The organism is Rhizobium sp. Leaf384 (genome assembly GCF_001424065.1).
Classification (GTDB): domain Bacteria; phylum Pseudomonadota; class Alphaproteobacteria; order Rhizobiales; family Rhizobiaceae; genus Ferranicluibacter.
Map to the genome: position 1 here is coordinate 485,073 of NZ_LMQE01000001.1, position 15,749 is coordinate 500,821.

General features: G+C 66.4%; 14 protein-coding genes. 5 read left to right on the top strand and 9 right to left on the bottom strand.

Going from position 1 to position 15,749, the window contains the following annotated elements; genetic code table 11:
- Positions 1 to 21: 21 nt before the first annotated feature.
- Positions 22 to 1,104, top strand: a complete 1,083-nt coding sequence (gene purM / locus ASG25_RS02360) for a phosphoribosylformylglycinamidine cyclo-ligase (RefSeq protein WP_062468721.1) — start codon at positions 22 to 24, stop codon at positions 1,102 to 1,104.
- Positions 1,101 to 1,718: a phosphoribosylglycinamide formyltransferase gene (purN, locus tag ASG25_RS02365; RefSeq protein WP_277996157.1), complete on the top strand. Its 618-nt coding sequence runs from the start codon at positions 1,101 to 1,103 to the stop codon at positions 1,716 to 1,718. The genes purM and purN overlap by 4 nt, the downstream gene beginning before the upstream one ends.
- A gap of 119 nt (positions 1,719 to 1,837) precedes the next feature.
- On the opposite strand, the gene ASG25_RS02370 is transcribed toward purN, so the two are convergent.
- Together ASG25_RS02370 and ASG25_RS02375 are read right to left on the bottom strand one after the other, a co-directional pair.
- Positions 1,838 to 2,431, bottom strand: coding sequence for an NUDIX domain-containing protein (locus tag ASG25_RS02370; protein WP_062468728.1), 594 nt, complete (start codon positions 2,429 to 2,431; stop codon positions 1,838 to 1,840).
- Entirely contained in the window at positions 2,428 to 4,605 is a 2,178-nt protein-coding gene (locus ASG25_RS02375) for a molybdopterin oxidoreductase family protein (protein ID WP_062468733.1), read from the bottom strand. The genes ASG25_RS02370 and ASG25_RS02375 overlap by 4 nt, the downstream gene beginning before the upstream one ends.
- Positions 4,606 to 4,673: 68 nt before the next feature.
- Between ASG25_RS02375 and ASG25_RS02380 the strand changes: the two genes are divergently transcribed.
- The 3 genes from ASG25_RS02380 (at position 4,674) to ASG25_RS02390 (ending at position 7,274) form a co-directional block, all read left to right on the top strand.
- Positions 4,674 to 5,579, top strand: coding sequence for a 23S rRNA (adenine(2030)-N(6))-methyltransferase RlmJ (locus ASG25_RS02380; protein WP_062468737.1), 906 nt, complete (start codon positions 4,674 to 4,676; stop codon positions 5,577 to 5,579).
- 176 nt (positions 5,580 to 5,755) lie between these two features.
- Complete coding sequence (locus tag ASG25_RS02385; RefSeq protein WP_244479294.1) at positions 5,756 to 6,622, top strand: ribonuclease; 867 nt, start codon at positions 5,756 to 5,758, stop codon at positions 6,620 to 6,622.
- A 61-nt stretch (positions 6,623 to 6,683) separates the two neighbouring features.
- On the top strand, positions 6,684 to 7,274 hold the full coding sequence (locus ASG25_RS02390) for a glutathione S-transferase (RefSeq protein ID WP_062468740.1): 591 nt from the start codon (positions 6,684 to 6,686) through the stop codon (positions 7,272 to 7,274).
- Positions 7,275 to 7,644: 370 nt separating this feature from the next.
- Here ASG25_RS02390 and ASG25_RS02395 read toward each other — a convergent pair whose 3' ends face one another.
- From ASG25_RS02395 to ASG25_RS02425, 7 genes are all read right to left on the bottom strand, one after another.
- Complete coding sequence (locus ASG25_RS02395; protein ID WP_062468744.1) at positions 7,645 to 9,150, bottom strand: tripartite tricarboxylate transporter permease; 1,506 nt, start codon at positions 9,148 to 9,150, stop codon at positions 7,645 to 7,647.
- Between the two features lie 12 nt (positions 9,151 to 9,162).
- Positions 9,163 to 9,624: a tripartite tricarboxylate transporter TctB family protein gene (locus ASG25_RS02400; protein ID WP_062471945.1), complete on the bottom strand. Its 462-nt coding sequence runs from the start codon at positions 9,622 to 9,624 to the stop codon at positions 9,163 to 9,165.
- A gap of 157 nt (positions 9,625 to 9,781) precedes the next feature.
- Positions 9,782 to 10,759: a tripartite tricarboxylate transporter substrate-binding protein gene (locus ASG25_RS02405; RefSeq protein WP_062471948.1), complete on the bottom strand. Its 978-nt coding sequence runs from the start codon at positions 10,757 to 10,759 to the stop codon at positions 9,782 to 9,784.
- Between the two features lie 214 nt (positions 10,760 to 10,973).
- Positions 10,974 to 12,341, bottom strand: a complete 1,368-nt coding sequence (locus ASG25_RS02410) for a sigma-54 dependent transcriptional regulator (RefSeq protein WP_062468747.1) — start codon at positions 12,339 to 12,341, stop codon at positions 10,974 to 10,976.
- Positions 12,341 to 14,134 (bottom strand): sensor histidine kinase, encoded by a 1,794-nt coding sequence (locus ASG25_RS02415; protein ID WP_062468753.1) that lies wholly within the window; start codon positions 14,132 to 14,134, stop codon positions 12,341 to 12,343. The genes ASG25_RS02410 and ASG25_RS02415 overlap by 1 nt, the downstream gene beginning before the upstream one ends.
- Before the next feature lie 111 nt (positions 14,135 to 14,245).
- Positions 14,246 to 14,737 (bottom strand): DUF1284 domain-containing protein, encoded by a 492-nt coding sequence (locus ASG25_RS02420; RefSeq protein ID WP_062468756.1) that lies wholly within the window; start codon positions 14,735 to 14,737, stop codon positions 14,246 to 14,248.
- A 137-nt stretch (positions 14,738 to 14,874) separates the two neighbouring features.
- Positions 14,875 to 15,513, bottom strand: a complete 639-nt coding sequence (locus ASG25_RS02425; protein WP_062468759.1) for an outer membrane protein — start codon at positions 15,511 to 15,513, stop codon at positions 14,875 to 14,877.
- Positions 15,514 to 15,749: the final 236 nt, after the last annotated feature.

Consider the following 15,749-nt stretch of genomic DNA (forward strand, 5'->3'; position numbering starts at 1 on the left):
CGGGTGCGTGGAGAGCCAAACATGAGCCAGTCGGAAAAGAACGGTCTGACCTACAGCGATGCGGGCGTCGATATCGACGCCGGGAACCTGATGGTCGAGAAGATCAAGCCGCATGTCCGCTCCACCCGCAGGCCCGGCGCCGATGGCGAGATCGGCGGCTTCGGCGGCCTGTTCGACCTCAAGGCGGCCGGCTTCACCGATCCGATCCTCGTCGCGGCCAATGACGGCGTCGGCACCAAGCTGAAGATCGCCATCGACGCCGACACGCACGACACGGTGGGCATCGACCTCGTCGCCATGTGCGTCAACGACCTCGTGGTGCAGGGCGCGGAGCCGCTGTTCTTCCTCGACTATTTCGCGACCGGCAAGCTCGACCCCGATCAGGGTGCGGCCATTGTCGCGGGCATTGCGGCGGGATGCCGCGATGCGGGCTGTGCGCTGATCGGCGGCGAAACGGCGGAGATGCCCGGCATGTATTCGGGCGGCGACTACGATCTCGCGGGCTTTGCCGTCGGCGCCGCCGAGCGCGGCCGCCTGCTGCCGTCCGGCGACATCGCCGAGGGCGACGTGATCCTCGGCCTCGCCTCCTCGGGCGTCCACTCGAACGGCTATTCGCTGGTGCGCAAGATCGTCGGACTCTCGGGGCTCGCCTGGGACGCACCGGCCCCCTTCGGCGCCGGCACCGATGGCGCGACGCTCGCCGACGTGCTGATGACGCCGACGCGCATCTATGTGAAGCCGCTCCTGAAGGTCATCCGCGAGACCGCCAGCATCAAGGCACTCGCCCACATTACCGGCGGCGGCTTTCCGGAGAACATTCCGCGCGTGCTGCCGAAGCATCTGGCGGCCGAAATCGACCTTGCCGCCGTCAAGGCGCCGCCCGTGTTCGCCTGGCTTGCCCGCACCGGCGGCGTGGCGGCACCGGAAATGCTGCGCACCTTCAACTGCGGCGTCGGCATGATCGCCGTCGTTCCGGCCGACGCCGCCGACAGCGTCGCGGCAGCCCTTGCGGCCGAAGGCGAGACGGTTTTCCGCCTCGGCCGGATGATCGCCCGTGGCGAGGGCGCACCGGGCGTGGTCTACCAGGGAACGCTGGCGCTGTGAACGCAACGATCCCGCGCGAACCGCCGCCGCGAAAGCGCGTCGTCGTCTTCATCTCCGGCGGCGGCTCCAACATGCTCGCGCTGGCGGATGCCTGCGCTGCGGCCGACTATCCGGCCGAGATCGTCGGCGTGATCTCCGATCGCGCCACGGCCGGCGGGCTGGCAAAGGCAGCGGCCCGCGGCCTCCCCACCGCCGTCTTCGAGCGGCGCAACTTTGCCGACAAGGCAGCCCACGAGGCCGCCATTCTCGATTATGTCGATACGCTTCGGCCGGACCTCCTCTGCCTTGCCGGCTATATGCGCCTGCTCAGCAGCGCCTTCATCAGCCGTCACGACGGCCGGATCCTCAACATTCACCCGTCCCTCCTGCCGGACTTCCCGGGCCTGCACACGCACCAGCGCGCGCTGGACGCGGGACGCACCGAAGCCGGATGCACCGTGCATTTCGTCACCGAGGGCATGGACGAAGGTCCCGTGATCCTGCAGACGCGCGTTCCCGTGCTTTCCGACGACACGGCGGAAACGCTCGCTGCCCGCGTGCTCGCCGTGGAGCACCGCACCTATGCCGAGGCCCTGCGGCGGGTGGCATGCGGCGAGGTGCGGATGCACGGCTGAGGCCACCATTCGGGACGGGCGGCTGAGGCCGGCCATCCGGGATGGCGGTGCTTCTGGCATCACGACCGTTGCCGCGGGGCAAGGCGACGTCGGCATACTCGTCCGACACGCCGCGGCGTCTATCGCAGGCTCTCGCGGTTCATCGCCGCCCATTGCAGCAGCATGATCGTCTTGCCGTCGCAGATCTCGCCGGAGGCAATCATCGCCATCGCGGCATCGAGATCGAGCTCCACCACCTCGATGTCCTCGTCCTCGGAGGCGAGACCACCGCCATCCTCCACGCGATCCTCGATATCGATGACCGCGGCAAAGCAGTGGACGATTTCAGTGACGGCGCCGGGCGACATGTAGGCCTTGAAGAGCGAGCGGACGGCGCCGACGCGGTAGCCCGTTTCCTCCATGGCCTCGCGGCGGATCGCATCCTCCGGCGCGTCGCCATCCAGAAGACCGGCCGGCGTTTCGAGCATCCAGCCGCTGCCGCCATTGACATAGGTCGGCACGCGGAACTGGCGGACGAGGACCACGAGATCGCGCCGGGGATCGTAGAGCAGGATCGTCGCGCCATTGCCGCGATCGTAGGTTTCGCGCTTCAGCACCTTCGCACGGCCTTCGGCATCGGTGTAGCGGAAGGTGATGTTGCGCAGGTGGTACCAGTTCCTGGACAGGGTTTCGTCCTTCAGGATCTCGATCTGCGCGGTCTTGAACTTGCTCATGCAGGTGTTCTCGTCAGCGTGGCCGTGGCGTCGATCGGGGTCTCGTCGCGTCTCAGCCAGACACGGTTGTCGTGGAAGGCCGCGCCGCCATAGGGCGCGACGCTGTCCGCGCCGGTCAGCACATTGATGCCCTCGCCGTCGAGATGGGCAGCGTTCGGCCAGAGCCCCTCGGCGATGACGACGCCGGGACGCGCGCCTCCGCCAAGCCGGGCGTGAAGGCGGATCTCGCCCCTGACATTGCCGAGCCGAACGATGTCGCCCTCCGCAATCTCGAGGCGGGCGGCGTCCTGCGCATGGATCATCACCTCGGGCCGACCTTCCTTCTGCACCGAGCCGGGCGTTTCGGCAAAGGTCGAGTTGAGGAAGGAGCGTGCGGGCGAGGTCGCCAGGCGGAACGGGTGATCGGCATCGGCGGTCTCGATCAGATCCGCATGGTCGGGATAGATCGGCAGACCGTCGACCGGCCCGAGCAGACCGACGGCGGCCGGCGGGCGGTTGGGTGCGGGCGTGCCGGTCCAGTCGGCCCGGAAGCGGAAACGGCCGTCCGGATGACCGAACCCCTCGAGGAAATGCGCCGTGGCGAAATCCGGCTGCACATCCAGCCATTTCACCGCCTTCAGATGGGCATAGCCGCTGCCGTGATTGACCAGGATGCGGTCGATATGCTCGCGCTCGTCGAGCCCGAAGCCGGGCTGGTCGGCGACCCCGAGACGCTTTGCCAGTTCCTCGATGACAAAGAGGTTGCTGCGCACGGTGGGTGGCGGCTCGACGAGCTTCGGCCCGAGCAGGATATGCTGGTGGCCGCCGCCCCGGTAGAGGTCGTCATGCTCGAGGAACATGGTGGCCGGCAGCACGATATCGGCGAGCTTGGCCGTATCGGTCATGAACTGCTCGTGCACCGCGACAAACAGGTCATCGCGCAGGAAGCCGCGGGTCACCAGCCGCTGCTCGGGCGCGACGTTGACCGGGTTGGTGTTCTGGATCAGCAGCGCTGTGACCGGTCCGCGATGGCGCAGGGCTTCCGCGTCGCCGGTGAGGACGCGGCCGATCTGCGACTGGTCGAGCATGCGGATATCGGGATCCACCATGGCGGTGCCCATCAGCGCGCGCTTGTCGAAACGGAAGATGTCGTTGTTGGAGTGAAACGCGCCGCCGCCCTCGTGCTTCCAGGCGCCGAGCACCGTCGCCACGCTCGCGGCGGCGTGGATCGCGACCGCACCGTTGCGCTGGCGCGTGAAGCCGTAGCCGAGACGGAAATAGGTCTTCGGCGTCGTGCCGACCAATCGGGCGAAGGCCTCGATCTCCTCGACCGACAGGCCGGTGATCTCCGACGCCCAGGCGGGGTCGCGGCTCTGCAGATGCGCCTCCAGGCCCTCAGGGTCGTCGGAATGGGTGGCGAGATAGGCGCGGTCCGCGTGGCCGTCGCGAAACGCGATGTGCATGACGGCGCAGGCGAGCGCCGCATCCGTCCCCGGCCGCACGGTCAGCGCCATGTCGGCCTGTTTCATCGTCGGGTTGTCGTAGATATCGATGACAACGATCTTGGCCTTGCGCTCCTTGCGGGCGCGGATCGCGTGGGTCATCACGTTGACCTGGGTCGAAACCGCATTGGTGCCCCAGATGACGACGCAGTCCGACAGGGCCATTTCGCGTGGATCCGGACCCCGCAGGGCACCGGTGCCCATGGTGAAGCCGGTCCAGGCGGGATTGGTGCAGATCGACCCGAAAAAGCCGGAATAGCGCTTGGCATGGCGCAGACGCTCGATGCTGTCGCGCTGCACCTGCCCCATCGTGCCGGCATAGAAATACGGCCAGATGGCCTCCGAGCCATGCCGCGCCTCCGCCTTGAGAAAGGCCTCCGCGATCTCGTCGAGCGCAGCGTCCCAGGAGATCTCCTGGAACGTCCCGCCGCCCTTCCCGCCGGTCCGGCGCTGCGGCACGAGCAGGCGGCCTGGATGGTAGATGCGCTCGGAATAGCGCGCCACCTTGGCGCAGATGACGCCGGCCGTGTAGGTGTTGGCCGAGGCGCCGCGCAGCCGGCCGATCCGGCCGTCCGGGGTCAGGTCCACCTCGAGCGCGCAGGCCGAGGGACAATCATGCGGACAGACGGAATGTCCGACCGCGTTTTCCGCTTTGATGGGGGTCGCAAGGTTCATGGGTTTTCTATAGGACATCGCCCCAGCAGCACAAAGCGCTTTGCCCCGTGCATCTCAAGATTTCATCGAGGCGATCACCAGAGATCATGAATTACCGGCACATCTACCATGCGGGCAATTTCGCCGACGTGCTGAAGCATGCGGTGCTTGCCCGCCTCGTCACCTATCTGAAGCAGAAAGACAAAGCGTTCCGCGTGCTGGATACCCATGCCGGCATCGGGCTCTACGATCTCTCGAGCGAGGAAGCGCAGAAGACCGGCGAATGGCGCGACGGCATCGGCCGCCTGATGGCGGACCCACTCCCCGCTGCGGTCCAGCCGCTGCTTGCGCCCTATCTCGACGCGGTCGCCGCGCTCAATTCGGATCGCGGGCCAGATCTTGGGCCAGACGGCAGCCTTGCGCGGTATCCGGGCTCTCCGAAGCTGACCCGCATGCTGATGCGGCCGCAGGACCGGCTGTCGGCGATGGAACTGCATCCCGACGATTACGAGACCCTCCACCGTCTGTTCGACGGCGACTACCAGAGCCGCATCACCGAACTCGACGGCTGGCTGGCGCTGGGCGCGCATCTGCCGCCTAAGGAGAAGCGCGGGCTGGTTCTGGTCGATCCGCCGTTCGAAGAGGCGGGCGAATACGAGCGGCTGGAAAAGGGTCTCGCCAAGGCCTATCGCCGCTTTCCCGGCGGCACCTTCTGCCTCTGGTATCCGCTGAAGCAGGGCGCACCGATCGCCGCGTTTCATGAAAGCCTGACGGCCCTGAACATTCCGAAGATGCTCTGCTGCGAACTGACGGTCAAAAGCGACCGCGGCACCACCGGGCTGACCGGGACCGGCCTCATCATCGTCAATCCGCCCTTCACGCTGAAGGGCGAGCTGGACGTGCTGCTGCCCTTCCTGAAAGACCGCCTGAAGCAGGATCGCTTCGCCTCCGCCCGCGCCATCTGGCTGCGGGGCGAGGACCGCGACGTCGCGGCCGACGACGACGACGCCTGACCGAACCACGTCGGCGGCGAATGTTTCGCCGCGGCTTGACGCGATATACCGGGACGACGCAATCTCCGGCGACGCACAGAGGCGCGCCAGAGGCAGAGACGGGAGACGACGATGACGACGAATCCCCCACCGCCCGGCCGTCGCGCGCCGTGCCGTCCGGCATGCAGGACGGCCGCGTGAGCACGCGCTATTCCCTCCTCCTGGCGACGGCGACGCTCGTTGCGACGCTGCTGTTATCCGCCTGCGGCGAGGACCCTTCGGAGCCGCAGGCACCTGATGCGGGACGACCCGCTGCAGGACGACCGGCTGCAGGACAGGCGCCGGCCACGGCCACGGCGACGCCGCCCATCCTGCAGCAGGTGCCCGCGCGTTCGCCCGGATCGGGTCTACCGAAACAGGATGAGCGGAAAGCCGACAGGTCCGCACCCGGACAGACGCTGCCGGGTGCCCGGACGGTGCCCATCGGCAGCGGCTTCGATTTCTACGTCCTCTCGCTTTCCTGGTCGCCCACATGGTGCGCGCAGAACGACCGCGCGGGACGGACCGCGCAGTGCAACGGCGACCGCGATTACCGCTTCATCGTCCACGGGCTCTGGCCCCAGAACGAGCGCGGCTTTCCGGCCTTCTGCCCCTCGCGCGAAGGCGACCGGGTTCCCGATGCGCTCGGGCGCGGACTGTTCGACATCATCCCGTCCATGGGTCTGATCGGTCATCAGTGGCGCAAGCACGGCACCTGCTCGGGGCTCGGCCAGCGCGATTACTTCACCGTGCTGCGAGCCGCGCGCGAGCGGGTGCGCATCCCATCGACCATCGACGATGCCGATGCGCGGCGGCGACTGAGCCCGGCCGCCATCGAGACGGCCCTGGTCGCGGCCAATCCCGGCATGAGCGCGCAGGGTGTCGCGGTGACCTGCGGCGACGAGCGGCTGGACGAAATCCGCATCTGTTTCACCCGCGACCTGGCCTTCCGGGCCTGCCCCGACGTCGATCGCGGCGGCTGCCGGGCGCGCGACCTGACCATTCCCGCCGCAGCGCGCCGATGACGGGCGCGGCCTCGACCCTCTCCCAAACCCGAACCCTCTCGAGAACACCGATGGTGCACCCATGAAGATCCTCTATTCCCCCGCCTCGCCCTATTCCACCAAGGTTCGCATGGCCGCGCACTACGCCGGCCTGCCGGCCGAGAGCGTGCTGACCGATACGAACTCCAACCCGCCGGACCTGCTGGCGAGCAATCCGCTCGGCAAGATCCCGACGCTGCTGCTCGACAGCGGCCAGGCCATTTTCGACAGCAGTGTGATCATGCACTTCATCGATCGGGAAACGAAGGGCATGCTCTACCCGCGCAATCCCGAGAAGCGGGTCCAGGTCGAGGTGCTCGAAGCGCTTTGCGATGGGATCTGCGACAGCCTGCTCGCCATCGTCTATGAAAAGCGCTTCCATCCGCCGGAAAAGGTTCACGAACCCTGGATCGAGCGCCAGTGGGAGAAGGTCGAGCGCGCGCTCGACTTCCTCGACGCGAACCTGCCGAAGACCAGCGCCAAGCTCAACGCCGGCCATTTCGCGCTGGCGGCGACGCTGCGCTACATCGAACTGCGCTTTGCCGGGGAATGGCAGAAGGGCCGCTCGAAGCTGAAGAGCTGGCCGGAAAAGTTCGAAAAGCATTTCCCGGACTACAAGCTCTTCAAGGCCTGAGGCGCACGCTCGGCGCGCCGGACGCGCGCTGCGAGACGTCCCCCTGTCCTTCAGACATCGAACCCCGGCCCGCATCGGCGCGTCGGGGTTATTTGACGGCAGGTCAAATTTTGTCCGAAGCGGTCGATCTCCGGATTGTCGGGAGCGTGTTCCTCGCGTTTCTCGTTCTGATGCTCGTGGGCATCGCGATCCCCAGGGGGAACAGAGAACCCTAACGCGCAAACAGCCGCCCCGATGGTCGCGACGCGCGTCCGCCTTTGTCATTTCCCGATTGCCGACCGCCACGTGCGGGCATTTCACGCGAAAGGCGCCACCCTGCGAGGATGGCGCCTTTTTCCTATGCGACACGGCTGACGATCCAGTGCGAGGATCAGCTTTCCTCCTGGAACACCACCTCGCGCTTGGCCTTGATGCTCGGCAGGAAGACCACGACGAGGACCGCGGCGGCCAGCAGCAGGAGACCGGCGCTGATCGGCCGCGTGACGAAGGTCGAGGGATCGCCGCGCGACAGGATCATGGCGCGCCGGAGGTTCTCCTCGAGCAGCGGGCCAAGCACGAAGCCGAGCAGCAGGGGAGCCGGTTCGCAGCGCAGCTTGACGAGGAGATAGCCGGCGATGCCGAAGAAGGCGACCGCGTAGAGGTCGTAGACGTTGGAATTGACGCTGTAGACCCCGATGGCGCAGAAGGCCATGATGATCGGGAACAGCACGTAATAGGGCACGGTCAGCAGCTTCACCCAGAGGCCGATCAGAGGCAGGTTCAGCACCACCAGCATCAGGTTGCCGATCCACATCGAGGCGATGATGCCCCAGAACAGCGCCGGCTGCTCGACCGCGACGTTCGGCCCGGGCACGATGCCCTGGATGATCATGGCGCCGACCATGAGCGCCATGACGGGATTGGCCGGAATGCCGAGCGTCAGGAGCGGGATGAACGAGGTCTGCGCACCGGCATTGTTGGCCGATTCCGGGCCCGCGACCCCGGCAATGGCACCCTTGCCGAATTCCTCCGGATGCTTGGAGATGCGCTTCTCCACGGTGTAGGAGGCAAAGGCCGCGAGGATGGCGCCGCCGCCGGGCAGGATGCCGAGCGCCGAGCCGATGCCCGTGCCGCGCAGGACCGGCCCGACCATCTGGCGAAAATCGTCCCGGGTCGGCATGAGGCCGGTGACCTTGCTGATCAGGACGGTCCGGGTCATCTCCCCTTCGAGATTGCGCAGGATCTCGGCCACGCCGAAGACGCCGACGGCAACGGCCACGAAGTTCAGGCCGTCCGCATATTCCCGGATGCCGAGGGTGAAGCGCGGCGTGCCGGTATAGATGTCGGTGCCGACGAGGCCGAGCAGCAGGCCGAGCGAGACCATGGCCAGCGCCTTGACGATGGACCCGTGGGCCAGCGCGATCGAGGACACGAGGCCGACGACCATCAGCGAGAAGTACTCGGCCGCGCCGAACTGCAGCGCGACGGCGGTCAGCGGCGGGGCGAAGATGGCGACGAGGAAGGTGGACACGGTGCCTGCAAAGAAAGAGCCGAGCGCCGCGATGGCGAGGGCTGCCCCCGCCCTGCCCTGACGGGCCATCTGATAGCCGTCGATGGCGGTGACGGCGGACGAGGACTCACCCGGCATGTTGATGAGAATGGCCGTAGTGGAGCCGCCATATTGCGCGCCGTAATAGATGCCGGCCAGCATGATCAACGAGGAGACCGGCTCCAGCTGGAAGGTGATCGGCAGCAGCATGGCGATGGTGGCGGTCGCGCCGATGCCGGGGAGAACGCCGATCAGCGTGCCGAGCAGAACGCCGATGAGGCAGAAGAGAAGGTTTGCCGGCGTGCCGGCCGTCGCGAAACCGAGCGCGAGATTGCTGAAGAGATCCATGGTCGAAGATCCTTAAAACCGCAGCCAGGGGCCGAAGCGTTCGAACGGAAGGCCCAGCGCATAGCTGAAGACGGCGACGGAAAAGAGCGTGATCGCGATCGACAGGACGATCGCGCCGACAGGCTTCATCCGCTGCGAGGCGAAAGCCGCGATGAAAGCGGCCAGAAACAGGGACGGCACGAAGCCGAGGCCCCGGACCGTGAGGCCGAAGACGATGGGTGCCGAGAGAATGAACAGCATGCCGCGCCAGGCCAGAGGCTCCATCGGATCGCTCTGCGTGCGCATCGCCTGCACGAGGATGACGAGACCGAGGCCGGTCAGGAACAGAGCGAGGACCAGCGGGAAATAGCCCGGGCCCATGCGAAAGGTCGTGCCGAGATCGAGCGACAACGACTGCGCCACGAAGAAGAGGCCAAGGGCGATGAACAGAAGGCCGCAAAGCGCATTCGTCCGGTCGAGACTGCGTGGTTTCATGATCGTTCCCCAATGAGCCGAACGGGCGGCGCCCCCCAGGCGCTGCGATCGCCGGCGTTGCACACGGATGCGGCAGACCGCGCCCGGTCGCGCCATCCGATGAAGCCCTTTCCGCCGTCCATGCGGAAAGGGCGCGTCACGGTGCGTTCCGCGCGGATCAGTCGGCGTACTGTCCGGCTTTCTCGATGATCGGCTTCCAGCGGGCGATTTCGCCTTCGAGCTTGGCCTTGAGGGCGGCCGGCGTCGCGTCGGCCTCCGAGGACGGCTTGGTGCCGAGCTCGGCGAAACGGGCGACGACGTTCTGGTCCTTCAGCGCCTTCTGCAAAGAGCTTTCGAGCTTGGCGATGGCCTCCGGCGGCGTGCCCTTGGGGGTGTAGACGCCGTGCCAGATCCCGACCTCGAAGCCCGGCAGGCCGCCTTCGACAGCCGTCGGCAGGTCTGGGAAGATATCGAGGCGGGCCGGCGAGGTTACGGCGAAGGCCTTGATCGTGCCGCCCTGGATCTGCTTCGTCGTGTTGGTCGTCTGGTCGCACATGATGTCGACCTGGCCGCCCAGGAGATCGGTCATCGCCGGGCCGGTGCCCTTGTAGGGCACGGTGACGAGCGGCGTTTCGATGGCGCTCATGAACAGCATGCCGCAGAGATGGGAAGCCGCGCCGATGCCCGCATTGGCCACCGTCACCGTGTCCTTGTTGGCCTTGGCGTAGTCGACGAGCCCCTTGAGATCGGTCGGCTCCAGATCCTTGCGGGCGACGATGGTCATCGGCACCTCGGTGACGAGGCCGACATAGTCGAAGGCGTTCAACGTGTCATAGGCGAGCTTGCGGTAGAGCGTGGCGCTGGTGGCCATGCCGATATGGTGGAGCAGCACCGTGTAGCCGTCGGCATCCGCGCTTGCCACGCGACCGGCCCCCAGCGTTCCGCCGGCCCCGCCGACATTTTCCACGATGACCTGCTGACCGAGATCCTTCGACATGGATTCCGCGACGAGGCGTGCGACGGTATCGGTCGGTCCGCCTGCGGCGAACGGTACGACCATGGTGATGGTGCGTTCCGGATAGTCCGCCTGCGCAACGCCGGCGAAAAGGGTTGCGGCAAGCGTCGTGGCTGCCAGAAGCGACGTGATACGCGTCATGATGTCCTCCCGAGACATGATCGACATGCCGGCGGGGCTCCTCCCCCACCGGTCATGGAATGCGTGTCAGTCTCGCGTTCGGAGGCGTGCGTGCAACCGGATTATGCGGGCGATGCCGGCCGCTCGGCCGCTTTTGCGGTGCATCATGGGTGGAAACGGCCCCCTTGTGCTCGGCCATGGGTGGAAATCCACCCACCGTGCAGTCCATGCCGCGTCAGTCGGCGAAGGGCGGCCCGTCGTCGAAGGTCGCGCGTTTGTCGAGGCCGTACTTCTGCATCTTTTCGTACAGCGTCTTGCGGGAAATGCCGAGCTCCTCGTAGACGGGACGCAGCGCGCCGCCATAGGCAGCCAGCGTCCGGGCGATCAGGCCGCGTTCGAAGGCGGCGACGCGGGGTGCGAGGCGGCCGTCTTCCTCACGATCCTCGCTGACCGCTTCAAGGGCGCGGGCATCGAGCCCGAGAACCAACCGGTCGGCCGCATTGCGCAGTTCGCGGACATTGCCGGGCCAGCGCCGATGCGCGACTTCGGAGATCACGGCCGGCGGCACGTCCATGTCGTCACGTCCGTAGCGGGCCGACGCCTCGCGCACGAGCTGCAGAAAGAGCAAGGGGATATCGGCCCCGCGCTGGGCGAGCGACGGCACGTGCAGCGTCACCACATTCAGGCGATAGAAAAGATCCGCCCGAAAGCGGCCGGCCGCGACTTCCGCGCCCAGATCGACCTTGCTGGTCGCGATGAAGCGGACATCGAGCGGCACGATCTCGTTGGAGCCGAGACGGGTGATGGTGCGCTCCTGCAGGACACGCAGGAACTTCGCCTGGAGTTCGACCGGCATCGAGCCGATCTCGTCGAGCAGGATCGTCCCGCCGCGGGCGTGCTCGAACTTGCCGTAGCGGGCGCGGATCGCTCCCGGAAAGGCACCGGCCTCGTGGCCGAAAAGCTCGCTCTCGATCAGCGTTTCCGGCAGGGCTGCGCAGTTGATGGCGATGAAGGGCCGATTGGCCCGCGCGCTGATATCGTGCAGCGCACGGGCGGCGACCTCCTTGCCGACACCGGTCTCGCCGATGATCAGCGTGTCCGCATCGGTGGCGCCGATGGCGCGCAGGCGGTAGCGCAGATCGACCATGACGGGCGTGCGGCCGGGCATGCGCGCCTCGATATCGTCGCGTTTTCCGGCGACGGCGCGCAGGCGGCGGTTTTCGAGCACAAGGCCGCGGCGATCCTGTGCGCGGCGGATGATGCCGGCCAGCGCCTGCGCGCCGAACGGTTTCTCCAGGAAATCATAGGCCCCTTCCCGCATCGCTTTGACGGCCAGCTGCACGTCGCCATGGCCGGTGACGAGAATGACCGGGATTTCATGATCGATCTCGCGGATGCGCTGCAGCAGCGTCATGCCGTCCATGCCGCGCATGCGGATATCGCTGACGACGACGCCGGCAAAGCCGTAGCCGACGCGGGCGAGGACGTCCTCGGCGGCAGCGAAGGTTTCGACCGCGAGATCCTGAAGCTCCAGCGCCTGCGCCGTCGAGCGGCGCAGCTCCTCCTCGTCGTCGATCAGGAGCACGGTGGCCGCGTCACTCATCACTCTGCTGCCTCGCGTCTGTCGTCCATGCGCTCAAGTTCGATCCGGAACGTCGCGCCGCCGCCCGCCTGACGGTCCAGGGAGAGCCGTCCGCCGAAATCCTTGACGATATTGTAGGAAATGGAAAGCCCGAGACCAAGGCCCTTCCCCACACCCTTGGTGGTGAAGAACGGGTCGAAGATGCGCTCGGCGATCGCCTTGGGAATGCCCGGCCCGGCATCGCGCACGGTGATCGCGACGCGATCGCCGGTCGTCGTCGCGGTCAGGACGATGCGCCGGTCGTCGAGGCCTTCGACGGCGTCTGCCGCATTGGAAATGATGTTGACCAGCACCTGCTGCAGGCGGACGGAACCGGCCCGCACGCGCGGCGCAGGCTCGTCGAGCGCCACGACGAGCTCGGCATCCGCCGACGCCAGGCGGGCCGAGACGATCTCCAGCGTGTCGCGCAGCACGTCGTCCAGCGCGACGGGACCAAGCTTCTCGTTGGGCTTGCGGGCGAAATTGCGCAAATGGCGGCTGATCGACGCCATGCGGTCGATCAGCTTGGCGATGCGCTGGAGATTGTCCTTGGCCTCGTCGATCCGGTTGCGTTCGATCAGCAGCGCAGCACTCTCGGCATAGGTGCGGGCGGCGGCCAGCGGCTGGTTGAATTCGTGGCTGAGCGCGGCCGACATCTGCCCGAGGCCGGCGAGCTTCCCCGCCTGCACGAGGTCGGCCTGGGTGCTGCGCAGCCTGGCATTGACGTCGGCCAGGTCAGCCGTGCGCTCTTCGACGCGGCGCTCCAGCTCCGCCTTCGCCTCGACCTGCATCTGCATGCGCTCGTTGCGACGCTCGTGCCGCTGCAGGAGCACGGCCAGAATGAGACCGGCAAGGCAGAGAAACAGGAAGACGGCGGCCACAGCGACGTGGGTCTGGGACCGCACCCAGCTCATGTCCATCAGCACCCGGACCGTCCAGTCGGCGTCGCTGACATATTCGGAGAGAACGAGGTAATCCCGCGTAACGCCCTGGGAGGGAATCGCCATCAGGGTATGTTCGCCCACCTGCGACCTGACGACGCCGAGTTCCTTCAGGTCCGCCTCGGCGTAGCGCCGCGACGCTTCGGTGCGGCGCAGGCGCTCGGGCGTCAGCGGCAGGATGCTCGAGAACAGCCATTCCGGATTGCTGGTCATGAAGATCACGCCTTCCGGGTCGGACACGAAGATCTCGTACTCGCCGCCGCGCCAGGAGGACTCGATCATGTCGATATCGACCTTGAACACGATGACGCCCGCGACCCGACCATCGACGTCGATCGGCGCCGCAAAGAAATAACCGCGCTTGAACGAGGTCGTGCCACGGGCATAGAAGCGCGACCGCTTGCCCTCCGCCGCCTGGCGGAAATAGGGACGGTAGCTGAAATTCTCACCGACGAAGCTGGTCGCCCGATCGTAATTGCTGGCGGCGATGGTTTCCCCGTCGCGGGTCATGACGTAGATGTCGGACGAGCGCAGAAGCCCGTTGATGTCCTTCAGATAGCGATTGGCGCTGTCGCGAAGAGCCTGATCCTGCGGGTTGGCGACGAGACGGCGGATGTCGTCATGATCGGCAATCAGAGCCGGCAGCGCCTCGTAACGCCGGAGATGCCCAGACAATGCAGAAACGGCAAGGCGCAGCGCGGTCCCCGCCTGCAGCGATGCCTCAGCCATGAACCGGCGGGTCGCATAGGCATTGCTCCAAACGGCAAGCCCCGTGGCCACACCGACGACCAGCACGACCGGAAGGAGCAGACTGCGGCGCAGGCTCCTCAGCATTTCCTTGCAGCCCTCCCCAACGCGGCTCCCCCTGCCCTTGGCCCCTTGCCCCTTGCCCCTCGACCTCGGGATGAGCGGCGCCTGCGCCAACCGTACCCCATGCCGGACAGCCTACAGACCCGACGTGGGGTTTCCAAGGGGTCGGGGTTCACCGGGTTGCAGATCACCCGGTCGACGATCGGGCGATGCCACGCGGACGTCGCGAAAACCGCCGGCCGCGATGCCGTCGCAGAGCGCCTGCCATTCGCACCCCGTGCAGGCCGCCCGAAGGCTGCCGGTCGCAAAATGCGTCCGCAGCCGCGCAAGGTCGGTCGCTTCAAGCAACAGGGTGACACCGGCATGGATGTCCTGGCCGAGCAACGCCGCGACGTCGGCTGCTGCCTGCCGATCGCGTGCGACGACGCTGTCATTGTCGCAGTGCGGCGTCTGCGTCTGCAGCAGCGGCTGACAGATGTCGTCGGGTCCGTCCACGACGACGAGCGCCTCCCCCCGACGGATCCGCGCAGCGATGGCGTCGTAGTTGCGGATGAAGTCGGGGCTGTAGCCCTTGCCGACATAGGTCAGCATGCAGAGGAGATGATGCGGTCGCAGGCGAATGGTCATCGTTCGGCCGCTCCCCTCGGCACCGCTTCACGGGAAAGCGTCTGTTACCGAAGGCTCCTTACAAAAAAACCGCCTGCAGCGAAAGCTGCAAGCGGTCTCGATGGTCCAGATGTCGACCTTGCGGCCGGATCTGTCGATCAGAACTTCACGCCCATACCAACCTTGACGCTGTGTTCGTCGTAGCCGGAGGAGAAGTTGCTGCCGGGAACGTCGAAGTTTTCTTTGCCGTAGTCGGTGTAGCGGTATTCGACGCGCGCCGTGACGTTGTCGGTGACGAAAGCTTCGGCACCGGCACCGGCCGTCCAGCCGATCGCGGTCTTCTTGTCGGAGCCGCCCAGTTGGTTTGCCTTGAGGCTGGAGGCCGCCACACCGGCCGTGCCGTAGAAGAGGACCGGGTTCAGGTCGTAGCCGACGCGGCCGCGGATCGAGCCGTTGACGCCCTGTTCCATGCTGCGGCCCGGACGGCTCGTGTCGTTGTCGCCGTAGTTGACGTCAGCTTCAGCACCGTAGACGATCGGGCCGTTCTGCATGTTGTAGCCGCCGTAGAGACCGCCGCCGAAGCCGGCTGCGCTGCGGTCGCCCGTGCCGTTGAACTTGCCGTGGCCCCAGTTGGCGGTACCACCGACATAAGCGCCTGCCCAGTTCTTGACAGCGGGCGCCGTGTAGTCGGCAGCCGGTGCTGCGGGGACTTCATCGATCGCGTCCGCTGCGTTGACAGCCGAGAAAGCGATGAGAGACATGGCGGACGCCATGAGAGTTGTGACGAGAGTACGCATACTAGATCTCCTTATCAGACCGGCGCTGGACCGATTTCCTGTGTCCGATGCGGCGCCGGTAAATTCGTTCAACCCCGCTCGGTTGAGGTGAAATTGATGTCCAAATGCGGAATTCCAAGAGCCGAATTGTGAAATGATTGAGGCAACGGCATGGCTGAAAAACGATGTTGTTTCAATGCAACAGGGTTTTGATTAACCATGTTGGCAATATACTGCCGAGACTACTTTGTTCCGTG

Excerpts from the sequence above, each read along its gene's own strand:
- purM (WP_062468721.1), top strand. The coding sequence starts at position 22 with ATGAGCCAGTCGGAAAAGAACGGTCTGACCTACAGCGATGCGGGCGTC.
- ASG25_RS02370 (WP_062468728.1), bottom strand. The coding sequence starts at position 2,431 with ATGAGCAAGTTCAAGACCGCGCAGATCGAGATCCTGAAGGACGAAACC.
- ASG25_RS02375 (WP_062468733.1), bottom strand. The coding sequence starts at position 4,605 with ATGTCCTATAGAAAACCCATGAACCTTGCGACCCCCATCAAAGCGGAA.
- ASG25_RS02380 (WP_062468737.1), top strand. The coding sequence starts at position 4,674 with ATGAATTACCGGCACATCTACCATGCGGGCAATTTCGCCGACGTGCTG.
- ASG25_RS02390 (WP_062468740.1), top strand. The coding sequence starts at position 6,684 with ATGAAGATCCTCTATTCCCCCGCCTCGCCCTATTCCACCAAGGTTCGC.
- ASG25_RS02395 (WP_062468744.1), bottom strand. The coding sequence starts at position 9,150 with ATGGATCTCTTCAGCAATCTCGCGCTCGGTTTCGCGACGGCCGGCACG.
- ASG25_RS02400 (WP_062471945.1), bottom strand. The coding sequence starts at position 9,624 with ATGAAACCACGCAGTCTCGACCGGACGAATGCGCTTTGCGGCCTTCTG.
- ASG25_RS02405 (WP_062471948.1), bottom strand. The coding sequence starts at position 10,759 with ATGACGCGTATCACGTCGCTTCTGGCAGCCACGACGCTTGCCGCAACC.
- ASG25_RS02410 (WP_062468747.1), bottom strand. The coding sequence starts at position 12,341 with ATGAGTGACGCGGCCACCGTGCTCCTGATCGACGACGAGGAGGAGCTG.
- ASG25_RS02415 (WP_062468753.1), bottom strand. The coding sequence starts at position 14,134 with ATGCTGAGGAGCCTGCGCCGCAGTCTGCTCCTTCCGGTCGTGCTGGTC.
- ASG25_RS02420 (WP_062468756.1), bottom strand. The coding sequence starts at position 14,737 with ATGACCATTCGCCTGCGACCGCATCATCTCCTCTGCATGCTGACCTAT.
- ASG25_RS02425 (WP_062468759.1), bottom strand. The coding sequence starts at position 15,513 with ATGCGTACTCTCGTCACAACTCTCATGGCGTCCGCCATGTCTCTCATC.